This window comes from Psychrobacter sp. TB67 (assembly GCF_000511065.1).
Lineage (GTDB): Bacteria > Pseudomonadota > Gammaproteobacteria > Pseudomonadales > Moraxellaceae > Psychrobacter > Psychrobacter okhotskensis.
On record NZ_AYYA01000054.1, the window covers coordinates 28,651 to 43,489 of the forward strand.

Annotated in this window: 8 protein-coding genes; all 8 read left to right on the forward strand. The window is 44.7% G+C overall.

Going from position 1 to position 14,839, the window contains the following annotated elements; genetic code table 11:
- The first annotated feature begins 15 nt into the window (after positions 1-15).
- The 8 genes from W293_RS0109035 (at position 16) to W293_RS17020 (ending at position 14,600) form a co-directional block, all read left to right on the forward strand.
- Positions 16-1,092: an esterase/lipase family protein gene (locus tag W293_RS0109035; RefSeq protein ID WP_025652129.1), complete on the forward strand. Its 1,077-nt coding sequence runs from the start codon at positions 16-18 to the stop codon at positions 1,090-1,092.
- Between the two features lie 173 nt (positions 1,093-1,265).
- Positions 1,266-2,375, forward strand: a complete 1,110-nt coding sequence (locus W293_RS0109040; protein WP_025652130.1) for a lipase secretion chaperone — start codon at positions 1,266-1,268, stop codon at positions 2,373-2,375.
- Between the two features lie 414 nt (positions 2,376-2,789).
- Entirely contained in the window at positions 2,790-3,278 is a 489-nt protein-coding gene (locus W293_RS0109045) for an META domain-containing protein (RefSeq protein WP_025652131.1), read from the forward strand.
- Between the two features lie 354 nt (positions 3,279-3,632).
- Positions 3,633-4,520 carry a Xaa-Pro aminopeptidase gene (locus W293_RS0109050; protein ID WP_227502357.1) on the forward strand — a complete coding sequence of 296 codons (888 nt, stop codon included), beginning with the start codon at positions 3,633-3,635 and terminating at the stop codon, positions 4,518-4,520.
- Positions 4,521-4,833: 313 nt separating this feature from the next.
- Positions 4,834-5,484, forward strand: coding sequence for an OB-fold-containig protein (locus W293_RS0109055; protein ID WP_025652133.1), 651 nt, complete (start codon positions 4,834-4,836; stop codon positions 5,482-5,484).
- Positions 5,485-5,773: 289 nt separating this feature from the next.
- Positions 5,774-7,786, forward strand: a complete 2,013-nt coding sequence (locus tag W293_RS0109060; RefSeq protein WP_240990838.1) for a flotillin family protein — start codon at positions 5,774-5,776, stop codon at positions 7,784-7,786.
- A gap of 280 nt (positions 7,787-8,066) precedes the next feature.
- Positions 8,067-14,309 carry a DNA repair ATPase gene (locus W293_RS0109065; RefSeq protein WP_025652135.1) on the forward strand — a complete coding sequence of 2,081 codons (6,243 nt, stop codon included), beginning with the start codon at positions 8,067-8,069 and terminating at the stop codon, positions 14,307-14,309.
- A gap of 129 nt (positions 14,310-14,438) precedes the next feature.
- A complete protein-coding gene (locus W293_RS17020) occupies positions 14,439-14,600 on the forward strand; it encodes a DUF2256 domain-containing protein (protein ID WP_084212304.1) in 162 nt (53 codons plus the stop codon).
- The last annotated feature ends 239 nt before the right edge of the window (positions 14,601-14,839 follow it).

A 14,839-nucleotide genomic window follows, 5' to 3' on the forward strand; every position in this document is an offset into this window, starting at 1 on the left:
AACAAGGATGTTGTTATGACTAAAAAATCCTCTCTTTCCTCAGCTATCACACCCAGCGCATTTTTACCTTCACTTGGTGCTATCAGTGCCGGTTTGCTCTTAATGGCACTACAAACCACATCAGCCCAAGCTGCAGGGCAATACTATAATTGTGCCAATGCTAATGGGTGCAAATTGGTTGATAGCAAGTATTTCACTTCTAGCTACACTAAAACTCAGTATCCGGTCGTCATGGCTCATGGGCTTGGCGGTTTCACTACGTTGTTTGGCGTCATTGATTACTTCAATGGTATTCCTGAAGATTTGATGAAAGGCGGCTCAGAGGTATATACCACCAAAACATCAGCGGTCAATAACAGTGAGATTCGTGGCGAGCAACTATTACAGCAGGTCAAAACCATCACTGCCATTTCAGGTAAACCTAAAGTCAATTTATTTGGTCATAGTCAAGGCGGTATAGACATTCGTTATGTCGCTGGCGTTGCGCCAAAATACGTCGCTTCAGTAACGGCAGTTTCAAGCCCAGAGCAAGGGTCAAAAACGGCAGATTTTATCAAAAACGTCCTTGAACCAAACAATGACACAGGTGAGCCATCAAACGTCACGACACAGCTGGTATCAGGGGTGTTTAATTTGATTGGCGGCTTTACAGATGTGGGATCAGGCATCAGTTTTAAAGAGATACAAGCGCAAGATGGCTGGCAAGCAGTTATGGCTCTATCGACCGATGGTGCCGCTCGTTTCAATGCCAAATTCCCTGCTGCCATGCCAACCAGTTATTGTGGCCAGCCGACCAGTACGGCTGTCAATGGCATCAAATACTACTCATTTAGTGGTGTTGGACAGATAACTAGCGTACTCGATCCTAGTGACTATTTATTAGCAGCAACGGGTGTACCGTTTGCAGGAGATTCTAATGATGGCTTAGTATCTGCTTGTTCAAGTCGGCTTGGTTATGTGATTCGTGATAATTATCGAATGAATCATCTAGATTCAGCCAATCAATTGTTGGGCTTGACTGCATGGGGAGAGTCTGAGCCGAAATCTATTTATCGTACTCAGGTAAGTCGTTTGAAAAATGCTAATTTATAAATACATCGTAGGTATATTATTACTGTGATTATGCATAACCTGTCATTAATTTTTATATAAAATTTTGCATACAACAGCACATATATAAACAGGGTCAACACCGTTGGCCCTTCTGTCGTATATTAGTATGCTATACATATCTCAATTGATTTATTAACTAAGATATTTTTATTATGTCAAACAATCGCCGTTTACCTTATGTTCCCATCATTATTATCGCTGTCATCATCGCTATCACTGTAGCGGTTATCATGTGGTTTAAACCTGACCAAAGCGCTGTTGCGTCTTCTGATGCCAACTCTACAGAAGTAAAAAATAACACCAATAGCACAACGAGTGATAGTTCCGATTCCGACAGTGGGACGGCGATTTTATCTGGTCAAAATAACACTCAGTTCACCACAGGGCTTGAGAACTTACCGCGCTCTTTACAAGGCACTGAAGTAGATGGTGAAATCATCATTGATGAAAATAAACAACTGGTCGTTACCGAAGGTCTGCGGCGCTTATTTGATTATTTCTTGTCGGCGCTTGGTGAAGAAGAGGAAGCCGTCATCTATGCCCGCGTTGAGAGCTATATTCGCAGCCATACGCCAGAGCCTGCTGCCAGTCAAGCGGTCGCTATATTTGACCAATATATTGCCTATCTAAAAGCCATTCCTGAGATAGAACAGCGTTATGGTAACCTGCAATTGCAAGCGACTAAAAGTGGCGAGTTGGATTTGAATGCGGTGACACAGCAAAAGCAAGACGTCAGTAAGCTACGTCAGCAGTATTTTTCCAAAGAAACCATCACCGCCTTCTTTGGTACAGAGGATGACTATGATGATTATAGTATGGAGATGGTCAGAATCAACCAAAATACCCAGTTGTCTGATGCGCAAAAAGAGGCGGCAAAACAAGACTATATTAGCCGCATGCCGGACAACACTACCAAGGCCAATATTGCACAACAAGCCAATCTAAATGAGCTAATGACTCGTACTGAGCAGATGAAAGCCAAAGGCGCAAGCCCCGAAGCACTATACAATATGCGTCGAGAGCTGGTCGGTGCGCCTGCAGCAGCGAGACTGGCACAAGTAGATCAAGAAGACGCCAATTTCGATCAGCGTTTTGATCAATACCAAACACAAAAGCAGCGCCTATTGAGCCAAAATGCGGACAAAGCGCAGGCACAAACCCAAATCAATCAGCTCGAGCAGCAGCTATTTAACGATACCGAGCGCAAGCGCTTGGCGGGTTATGCGGCGATGCAACAACAAAATGCTGCGGCTGCCCAATAATTCCTAATAATTAGATACGGGGCGAATGATTATTTGGCAGTGAGATGTTCGATAAATAACAGCTTGATCGATCAGCGGTTGATAAGTTGATAAGTTGATAAGCCAAAAGTAACAAGCAGACTCGCCATCACACAAAAGTGTTAGCAGCTTATGGCGCTGCTAACAAGACCTATTAGCAAATCACCTGTATAGTTGGCACAAACCACGTCTCAATCTATACCTAATCTATCATGACAGTCATATGGCAGTCATGCATAATAGCGCCCATGTGCTGGTCAATGAATAAAGTGCTGGTCAATGAATAAAGTGCTGGTCAATGAATAAAGTGCTGGTCAATGAATAAAATAATCAAACAAGCGCTATAAAGCTCCGCACATGTCTATAAAAATTTGCTTAAACCTTTTAGGAGATACTATGAAAAACATGACTAAAATAATGATGGCTGCGACACTTGCGGTAGGTACATTGGCTGCAGGTTGCCAAACTACCCCTAGTGTGACCGCGCCTGTGACTCAACCAATTACTGTTGATGCACTACAAGCATATAACTGGCAGCTTGTCGATGCCAAACGCAGCAATGGTGACAAAGTCAGCCAATTGTTTTTTGACCCAATCAAACCATTAACGCTAAAATTCTTCAAAGACGGTACGAGCAACCGTGTCACCTTTGCTAATACTTGTAATAACATGGGCGCTAGTTATAGCGTCGTAAATGACAATGTGGTGTTAAGTAATGTAATGTCGACTATGATGGCATGCCCTGAGCCACAAGCAAGCTTCGATACAGCAACTATGGCGACGGTACAAGGCAAATACAGCATCAATAACAATGCGAATAACGTGCCTATCTTGACTATCCGTAATGCCAATCAAGTGGCGTACTTTAAAGCTGTCGCAAAATAATTTGCCAATTCAATGACGCAACTTAATCAGTAATTCCTGTCTTTGATATGCCTCACTATGTAGTGGGGCATTTTTTTATCCAAAATATGCTGCCGTTTGCGCTACACTAAGGTCATCAACTTTTGTAGTGATGGATTGTTGGGGTCGATTAATCCTCTTTGCTGTTATATAACCTTAGCTTTTACTCAAGCATATTTACCGCACCATTAAAACCCTATTGGACTTTATTTCATGTTAAAACCGATTGTTTTGAAACCGAATAGTAATGTACATTACCTAAATAAAATAATCGTCATAACGGCTATCACTTTTTTAACGGGGATGGTCCTAACAGGTTGTCAGACATTGCCGAACATGACCGCACCCAATGCTGCTGTTAATATAATGACGAACAATCCGCTGACAGCCCGCATGCCAGCAATAGATCGGCAAGGGTATATTGCTTATGTTGAGGAGCAAGGCTTTGGCGCTGCAAAGATATCGACACTCTATAGTATTCGCCCTGATGGTAGCGACCGCCAATTGATTGATCAGCTCAAGGGTTATATCTATGCGCCAGCGTGGTCAGCAAATGGTCAAATGCTGGCCTATAGTAAACAAGCGCCGCGCCAGCATCCAAAGATTTATATCTATGACCGCAAAAGCAATACCCAAAATCTGGTGGTAAATGCTGAGGGCAGTAATTTGTCAGCATCATTTTCGCCTGATGGTCAAAAACTCCTCTACAGCTCAACCGTCGGCGGCAATGCCGATATCTATGAGATGCGCCTAAGCGACGGTAGTACCAAACAGCTAACCACCTTACCGAGTACGGAAGTGCAGCCAAGCTACGCCAGCGACGGGCAAAGCTTTGTTTATACCAGTGATAAGGTCCGCGCTGGTCGCCCCAGTATCTATCGCTATCGTTTTGCCACAGCCAATGCAAGCGTGATACCGACAGCGGGCTATGCAGCCAGTCCGCAACTGAGCTTAGATGGTCAACGCTTGGCCTACCTTAATGGTCGCAAGGCGGCGGTGATGACGCTGGCTACTGGGCAAGTTATCAATCTAGCCGAAACGGGTCTTGATGAACCCGCTCGTCTGTCACCTTCCGCGCAGTATGCCGTCTATCCCACCAAGCTTGCACAAGTGGGCAGTCAAAATGGCGGCAGCTTGGTCATTCATTCATTAACAGGTAATACAAGCTATGCCATTGGCAGTAAGACGGGAGGCGTCGTACGCTCACCCATTTGGGGACGGTAAGAGTAAAACCTATGTATTATGTAATGGAATGTATATATAATCACTGACAAAGAAACATAAGTTGATTGTATAGCCTGCATTTTAGAGGTGGCTTAGCCATCGCTTAAATTCATTAAAGCCAATGCGCTTATAGCCATATCGCCTGCCATTCAAAATAGAATAATCAAGCTATGGGTAAAAAATCTGGTATAAGCAAGCTGACAGAACGAATCTGAGTGGAGCAAAGTTGAGTAAATTGTAACCACATACTGCCAAATTGTATAACCGAGCCATTAATATGTTGGATTAAGCGAGTAATAGGAGAGAGCGGTTCATGCAAGAGTCTTTTTTAGTCTTTATCACTAAAATCAGTTTGTACCCCACGATTGTTTTTACGGGGCTTGTGATGTTCGTGACTCTATATTGGCTGGTGTCTTTACTTGGCATGGCGGATATGGATAGCGTGGATTTTGGTGAGGCAGATAGTGATGTCTCCCCCTTGTCATCGCCTGGCTTTTTTACCGGTCTCATGCTCAAATTTGGTCTTTATGGCGTGCCTTTAATTATCATACTAAGCTTGATTAGCTTAATCGGTTGGCTGCTAAGCTACCTATATACCAGCTTTTTACATCAATATTTTGACTCTGGTCTTTTGTATTACCTATTCGGTACAGGGGCGCTCATTTTTGTACTGGTCGTCTCCATGTGGTTGACGGGCATTATCATTTCACCCATTCGCAAAAATATCGCTAAAATTCCCAAACGGAATGCGTCTAGCAATATTGGCAAAATCGCCGTTGTGCGCACCCTGAGTGTGACCGACAAACATGGCGAAGCAGAATTAAACGATGGCGGCGCAGGATTGATACTTAAAATTCGCTCAGACACTAATGATGATTTGCTAAGACAAGGCGATAGAGTGGTATTGATAGAGTATTTAGACGAAGCCAATACCTATCGAGTCGCTTCTGTCAAAGATGAGTAACTGTCACCAATAATGTAATCGTGATGGCTATTAATAGTCGCTGTTAGCGTAGATTAGACGTGCAGAGTAAATAGACGGCAACGGTTAATGAATAATGATTCAGTAAGATAAAAATAAACTATTTTTAAGAATGGTCGTAACGGTTTTAAATTCGCTTGTGGTTGATTCAATATAATTGAGATACAAGAAAAGTGAGTGCAAGTCCTACGAATAGTAGGCTGAGCGCGTTTAATGCCGTATCTGATTTATGTAGGATTGACTATAGAATGTTTTAATTAAAGGAATGGATATGGACATACTCATTATCGTCGGCGTGGTTGTGGTGCTGGCGTTTGTTTTTATGATGGTAGCACTTTTGATGCTCAAAGCCTTTTACTTCAAGGTTGAGCAAGGCAAAGCACTGATTATCAATGGTGTGAGTAAAATCGCCGTACGTTTTGATGGTGGCTTTGTTTGGCCTATCATCAATAAAAAAGAATTGATGAGAATCTCACTCATCACCTTAGAGGTTGATAGACGAGGTAAAGAAGGACTGATTTGCGCGGATAATATGCGTGCGGACATTACTGTTGCATTTTATTTGCGAGTCAATGAAACCGAAGAAGACGTGTTAAAGGTTGCCAAATCGGTTGGGGTTGAGCGCGCCTCTGATAAAGTCGCTGTCAATGAGCTGTTTAACGCTAAGTTCTCAGAAGCACTAAAAACTGTGGGCAAGCAGATTGATTTCGTTAAGTTGTTTGAAAATCGCAGCGAGTTCCGTGACAGTATCGTCCAAGAAATCGGTAACGATCTGAATGGCTATGTCTTAGAAGATGTGGCGATTGATTATTTAGAGCAAACGCCGAAAGCCTCACTAGATTCAAGCAATATCTTGGATGCTGAAGGTATCAAAAAGATTACTCAGCTAACAGCCTTCCAAAACGTCATCACTAACGAGCTTGAGCGTGACGAAGAGTTGGCCGTTAAAAAGAAAAACGTTGAGACCAAAGAGGCAATGCTGGAGCTTGAGCGTCAACAAGCCGATGCCGAAGCCAAACAGCAACGTGAAATCTCTTCTGTCATTGCGCGTGAGACAGCTGAGACGCGCAAAATTGAAGAAGAAGAGCGCAAAAAGTCTGAAACCGCGATTATTTCAGTTGAGCAAGACTTAGCGATTCAGCGCGAAAACCAACAACGTGAAATTGAAGTGGCTGGTCAGAACCGCTTGCGTGCGGTTGTGATTGAAGAAGAGAAAGTCACGCGTGCTCGTGATTTAGAAATCGTCTCACGTGAGCGTGAAGTTGACTTACAACGTATCGAAGCTGAACGCGCAATTGAGCTTGAGAAAAAAGAAATCGCCAATGTCATTCGTGAGCGTATCGCGGTAGACAAAACGGTCGCGCAAGAAGAAGAGCGTATCAAAGAAGTCCGCGAAGTGAGCGAAGCCGAGCGTTCTAAACAGACGCGCGTATTGGCAGCCGAAGCAGACGCCGAAGAAATCAAAGTACGTCAGGTCAAAAAAGCCGAAGCCGAAGAGCTGTCGGCCAAGCACAAAGCCGTCGAGATTACCACGCTGGCTGCCGCTAATCTTGAAGCCTCAGCCAAAGACTCGGAAGCCAAAATTAAAATGGCGGAAGGTATCAAGGCTGAAGAGTCGGCACACGGCTTTGCCGAAGCGGCTATTCAAGAAGCCAAAGCGTCCTCGCTTGAAAAAGAAGGCATTGCCAAAGCCAACGTTATCAGAGCAACTGGTCAAGCCGAAGCGCAATCAGAGCGTGAAAAAGGCATGGCTGATGCTGAAGTTATCGCGGCGCGCGGCGAATCCAACGCCAAAGCTGAGCGTGATATCGGGCTGGCAAATGCTCAAGTTATCGCCGCTCAAGGCGAATCAAATGCCAAAGCGGAGCGTGAAGTGGGACTGGCAAAAGCGGAAGTCACCCGTGCGCATTTCCAAGCCGAAGCCGATGGTCTGGTCGAAAAATTCAATGCGATGGGCAGCATGAGCAAAGAAGCGCGCGAGCACGAAGAGTTCCGTATGGGTCTCGAGACTGCGCTGCAAGAAGCCATGGCGTCTATCGAAGCTGGTAAAGAGATTGCCAAAGAAAACGCTGAAGTCTTGGCGGTTGCGCTCCAAAAAGCCAAAATCGATATTGTTGGCGGTGAAGCGCACTTCTTCGATAACTTTGCCAAGTCACTGTCTATCGGTAAAGCCATCGATGGCCTAGCGGGTAAATCAGACACATTGAGCGGTATCATCAATACGATGATGGCCAATCAAGTGATGACTAAAGCGAATAAGCAGAATGATGATGAAACGGCTTAGTATCATCGTTATTCGACACGACTGATTTATTATCAGCAAGATTTGACCCATAACTTTTTCATTAATAAGCAGTCTGTCACTTAGGTGGCGGATTGCTTTAACCAACTCAATCTAAACGCTTTAACAGAACAGTAGTTAATGACTACTATTAACCATGAGTTGGCTAATCTAAAAAAACAAGTAGTCAATGCTGGTTTTTTTAGATTAGCCAAGTGCTTATTTAATTCAAAACTTCCTTAGATTTATCTTATTGCCCAAAAATACAAATGGACGAGCAACGATGGCGGACACCCAAAACGCAACCAATCCAAATAATACCAATAGTCATAATCAATCCGAGCAAACGGATCAAGCGGTCGCCTCAGGCAATGCTTATGAGCTTATTAAAAAGCGTCTTACTGAGCAGGGCAGTCGTCTAGAGCAGCAAACGGCCAAGCTGAACAATGCGCGCTTGCAAGAGTTTGGCAGTACCCAAATGCAAGTCATCGCTCGCACCCGCATTCGCACCGAATATAACTGTGTGGCGCAAGACATGGTGCAAGTCGGTGATTATATGCTATTCGGCTACAACGTCTTTATGGGTCTCAAACGCGCGAGCAATATCAAAGATGTGTTGTCGCTATATCGATTGATAGATCCTCCTAACAAGAATGTTGGTGATAATAATAGTGAAAGTGCTGCCGATATTGATAATGGTGAAAGCACGGCACATACTGAAAGCGCTACAGATAACAATGGGAGCCGCGAACACACTGAGCAAGAGTATCAGCTAGAAGAAGTGGATCTAAAAAATACCTTCTTAGATCAAGAGGCCTTTGTTCAAGACTTTAATGAGCTGTATCGATATTATAAGCAAACACGGCTGATTCAGCTGACTGTCAAAGACAGCAAGCTGCTATTGGCGTTTCAAATTGGCGAGCGTATCACTGATATTCGCGTCTTTCGTTTTGCGTTAGATTTTAGTCAAGGCACACCTGAATCGGCTCAAATTGCCTACGTAGACAATCGAGGCGAGCGTGATATCGAGTTGCCGCCTGCTTACGATTTTGATTGGATTGAGACCACTCGCGAGCAGATGATTAATGGCAAGTATCCGCATATGAATATCTTAGATACGGTATTTGTAGAAACCGTCGGCGGCGATTTGACCATTAAAATTGAGGACAATACGCAGTCAGGGCAGGGTATCTATAGTGAGCCTGTAAATGATCGCACCCAGTCGCTGACCGATGCCGAGATTGCTTATGCCAAAGTTGGCAGTTTAATACTGCTCAAGATACTGCCGTATCGCGAAGACAGCTATCGCTATTTTGTTTATAACACCTTGACCGAAACGGTACTGCGTTTAGACGCAATTGGACAGTCGTGTGTGCAGCTGCCTGAGGATCACGGCATTATATTTCCGGGTGGTTATTATTTACAAACGGGCGAGTATAAGCTGTTTGATGCCAATAATGTCGGTGCCAAAGACTTAAAGTTTAAACGTAAAATCGTATCGCCCAATGGCGAAGATGTGTTGTTTTTATTCTATGATGTCGCTTTAGGTGTCACAGGTCTGTTTCCCTACAACCTTATCAAAAAGCAATTGGCAAACCCCATTTATTGTAATGGTATGGCGCTGGCAGAAAATGGGCGCTTGGTGCTGTTTAGTGACCAAAGTGAGCCGTCACGCATTCACCCGATGCAGATATGGCATACCCCTTATGCCTCTCCTGAGTATGTCAGTGAATTACCTGAAAGCACGAGCTTCTATGGCAAAATTGGCAATAAAGAATTGGTGCGCGGCATCTCAGATCTCTATAGCATCACCCGCCTCATTGACAATCAAAGCGTGTCACAAAAGCTCTATGAAGAATTAGCCGACAATACCAGCCGTCTCTTTGATAGCTATTACTGGCTGTCTGAGCCTGAGCTGAGTGAAGTCGCCAGTAGTATTAAGGAAGTGACGGCGACGGCTGAATTGGTCATTGATGAGTTCGCCAAAGTACAAAGCATCCAGAAGCAAACCCAAACGGCATTGGCCGATGCCGACACGCAGCAAAATGAGATTTTGCGGCAGATACGCGTCACCACCTTTGAGTCTGCCAGTGATTATGTCGATCAGCTGTCAGCATTAAGACGGCAAAAGGGCCGTTTGGTTAGCCTAGAGGATTTACGCTATTTAGATAGTGATAAATTAGAAGCGTTGCAGACTCAGCTAGCAACAGCAGAGAGCGAGCTTGCCGAAAAAACCGTGCTGTTTTTAAGCGGGGAAGAGGCACTCTCAAGTTACGAAGGTATATTGATCGATGTCAGTGAGCGTTTACATACCGCAGAAACCAATGCTGAATTAAAACCTGTGCTAGAAAAAATTGACGAGACAGCGCAAGGCTTAGATTTGTTGACTGAGCTATTAGGCACATTAGATGTTGCTGATGCTACGGTACGTACCCAAATTATCGATGATATATCGACCATTTATGCGAGTCTCAATCAGAGCAAAGCCAAGCTTAATCATAAGCGCAAAAATTTAGGATCGGCTGAAGCAGTCGCGCAGTTTGGCGCGCAGTTCAAGCTATTTGGTCAGTCGATTGCTAATGCCTTATCCATTGCCAATACGCCTGAGAAATCAGACGAGCAAATGGCAAAATTGCTGGTGCAGTTGGAAGAGTTAGAAAGCCAGTTCGCGGACCCAGAGAGCGGTAGTGGCGATCAATTTTTAGCCGACATCATCAGCAAGCGTGAAGAGATTTACGAGACTTTTGAGAATCATAAGCAGCAATTGCTCGATGCCCGCAACCGCAAAGCGCAGAACTTAGGCGATGGCGCGCTGCGGATGCTTGAGAGTATCAAAAAACGCACGCAAAGCACAGGCGTCACCGGCTTTAAGGAAGAGGAAGCGCTCAATACGTATTTTGCTGCCGACGGACTGGTACAAAAAGTACGTAATATCGCCAAAGAGCTGCAAGCGATGGGCTTTAGTGTCAAAGCTGATGACATCGATGCGCGCCTAAAAGCCATTCAAATCGAGAGCTATAAGAGCTTAAAAGACAAGTCAGACTTGTTTGAAGATGGTGGTCAGATTATCAAACTGGGTAAGCATCGTTTTTCGGTTAATACTCAGCCTCTTGATTTGACCTTATTGAGTCGTCAGCAGTCAGATGGCAAGCGCGTGCTGAACTTGCATCTAACGGGTACAGATTATTATGAAGTGCTTAATAATGCTGAGCTAAACGCCTTGCGCCCGTATTGGGACATGAATATCGCCTCCGAGTCTGACAAGGTGTACCGCGCCGAGTACTTAGCCTATAGCATTATCGAAAGTGCCAAAAATAGCCAAGACGGCCTGACTGAAACGCGCCTATATCAAGCATACGATGCGACCATCATTACCCTTGATATTAATGGTGATATTGATAATGACAGCCCATTGTCTAAATTGGTCAAAGCTTACGCCACCCCTCGCTATCAGCTCGGTTATGACAAGGGCATTCATGACCATGATGCCACGCTATTATTGATGCAAATACTACCGACATTGCGTGAAGCAGGGCTACTGATTTATACCCCGCAAGTACGTGCCTTGGCACAGTTGTTTTATTGGCAATTGAACCTCGTGCAAGCGCTTGGCTTAGACGCCTTACGTCAGTTTGGTTATGATAATTGGCTGAATGAATCAGTGCTGACGCGTGCGAGCAACTGGACAGATAGAGCCGCTACCGCTGAGCAACTGCGCCGTGCACTGGGTAGCGACACAGCCAAATCTCTGCTCGTTGAGGACATGAGTCAAATCATGCATCAGTTTGTCACCGCTCATAATGATGACAGTATTGGTGTTAATAAAGGCAGTAGCGTTGATAACGGCGCTAGTAAGCAGTCAAAATCAGGCTTGGATTCAAAGCTAGGTTCTGAAAATAGCGATATTCATAACGCTAACATCTTTAAACCAAGCTATGTGCAGCTTGCCAGTGAGTATCTGGTGAGCGTCATAGGGCAGGCGAGTATCTCTGATAGTGGCGTAGATGCCAAGATAGACTGGCAAACGAGTCAACAAGCGCAGCAGTTGTGTGAGCAGTTAAGCCAAACGTTGAATAGCGCTGCCGGCAACACGCAAAATACGACCAGTTTTGAGCAGCTACAGTCTTCAATCGGCAAGCTTGGCTTTCAGCCCAAATCGGCCTATGAGCTATTGGCAACATGGTTTCATGCGTTACTTGATAAGACCTATGGTGATACTGAGTCGGCTAACGTACTGGCAAATGATGCGAATGAGGAAGGCGCGGCCCTCACTGAAGAGCAGCTTGCTGAGAGTCAAGAAAAAGAAGCACTACGCAAACAACAGCTAGAAAGTGGCCGTCATTATGTGCCCGAAGCGATTGCGGTCTTACTTACCCAGTTAAATGATACCCAGCGTGAAGCCTTGGTACAGCGCCTCATTGATTCAGGTATTAGTTTCGATAAGAGCGCCACTGGCACGCCATCTACACTGTCATTCTCAGCCACAACCTCGCTGACCAGCCTCAACAATCCGCTCAATCAAGTGCAGAGCTTTGAGCGCAGCACAGGTAAAGTATCGCTTGAGATTCAAATTAATAACTTACTAGGTGAGCATACACGTATTCATCAGCAGACCTTGACCTTTGCGGTCGATGACTTCTTAAATCGTCTGCATCACCATGATACCCAAGTCATCCCTGCTTACAGACGCTATCTAGCCATGCGCTCAGAGATTTTGCATGATTCAAAAGAGACGTTGCGACTGGACGAGTTTATGCCGCGACCACTGTCCTCCTTTGTGCGTAACCGTCTGATTAATGAGAGCTATTTGCCGTTAATTGGTGACAACCTCGCCAAACAGATGGGCACGGTCGGCGAGGATAAGCGTACCGATCTGATGGGTATCCTAATGATGATATCGCCACCAGGTTACGGTAAAACCACCTTGATGGAGTATGTGGCCAATCGTCTCGGCCTTATCTTTATGAAGATTAACTGTCCATCACTCGGTCATGATGTCACCTCATTAGATCCCGAAAAAGCACCTAATGCCACCGCCCGAGAAGAGCTGAATAAAATCAACTTAGCCTTTGAGATGGGCAATAACGTCATGCTCTATCTCGATGATATTCAGCATACGCATGCGGAATTTTTGCAGAAGTTTATCTCATTAGGTGATGGCACGCGCCGTATCGATGGCGTCTGGCAAGGCAAAACCAAAACCTATGACATGCGTGGCAAAAAGTTCTGTGTGGTCATGGCGGGTAACCCGTACACCGAAAGCGGTGAGGCCTTTAAAGTCCCTGATATGCTCGCCAACCGCGCCGATATCTATAACTTGGGCGATATTATGAGCGGCATGGAAGAGGTATTTGCGCTCAGTTATATTGAAAACTCACTGACCTCTAATACCGTTCTCGCACCACTGGCCAACCGTGACTTAGCGGATGTTCATCGTTTGATTAAAATGGCAAAAACGGACAATGCCAACCTCGCCCAAGCACAGAGCAGCGAGCTGACGTATCCGTATAGCACTTCAGAGGTTAACGAGATTATCGCTATCTTGCGCCATATGTTTAGGGTGCAAGAAGTCATTCTTGACGTTAATCAAGCCTATATTGCCTCAGCATCACAAGATGATAAATACCGTGTCGAGCCGATATTTAAGCTGCAAGGCAGTTATCGTAATATGAATAAGATGACCGAAAAGCTATCGGCGGTCATGAATGAAAACGAGCTGAACCAGCTGATAGACGATCATTATTTGGGTGAGTCGCAGCTATTGACCCAAGGCGCAGAGAGCAACCTTCTAAAGCTTGGCGAGATGCGCGGTGTGTTGACTGACGCAGAAAAAGAGCGTTGGGCACAAATCAAAGCCGACTTCTTACGTAATAAAGCCATGGGCGGTGAAGACGGTGATACTGGCGCGCGTATCGTTGCCCAGTTGGTCGACTTGGCTAGTGGCTTCAATACCATCAGTAGCCAGTTTGAGACATACTTAACGAAAAATGACCCAGAGCAAATCGCCCGCTTACGACAAGCAGGACAACAAGCACAACTCAATGCCCAGTTAGAAGCACAGAAAATCCTTGCCGATAGCGTCATTAACAATGCCAAAGTCGTCAGCGACAGTATCGACCATAGCTTTGAGAAAAGCGTGAGTCAACTGGTACAAATATATAAGCACAATCACAATACTGAAAAGGCGGAAGGCGAGTATCTCAAACAAAATCAAGGCGCGCAAAAAGCGCTGATGATGCAGCTGGTGGATGCTGTTGAGCAACTGGCACAAAAAATGGCTGATAGCTTGTCTAATAGCTTAACAGAGAGCCTGCTTAAGAATGATGAGAACCAAACGGCAGACAGCGATACGCTTGATGTTCATCAACAGACCGCGCTGATGGCAACAGCTCTTAAAGAAGCGCTTACGCCACTGACGATGCGGATGGATGAGAAGCTGGCAATTGATAGCAGTACCGATCAATCCGGCAAGCTTATCGTCAATAGCCTCAACAGGCTAAACAAAATCTTTGATGACTATGATTGATACTGACGATTAACGCTTATAAGCAATAATGATAATTAGAACTTATAATTAATAGGCTATAGCGATAAGTTATTGATGTATAGTCGTGGCAGTTGATTCGACTATGTTAAACAAACCAATGAGAAAAGTATGGCGCACAAAAAGAAAAACGTCCGCAAAAAACTCTGCCCTGTCTGTGAGCGCGAATTTAGTTGGGCGAAGAAGTTGGATAAAAACTGGGAGAGTATGGTCTATTGTTCCGACCAATGCCGCCGCGTAAAAAAGTATGAAGGGTTAGATCATCAAAAGTAAGAATTTAAATCTAAATTTCGCGTTGGTTGTAGGCTGGGTTTTTAACCCAGCCTTTTATACTATATTCAGTCCAATATGAAAAAGATACAGCGGGACTGGGATGCTTAGTTTTTAATATGATTTTTGCAGCCTCTGTCGGCATAGGCACAGCAAGCCAGAAAAATTTATACCAGTTTCGCGTTATTAAATAACGTATCCATTTTATTTAGTATTAACTATACAAAGTGACGCAGGGAAGC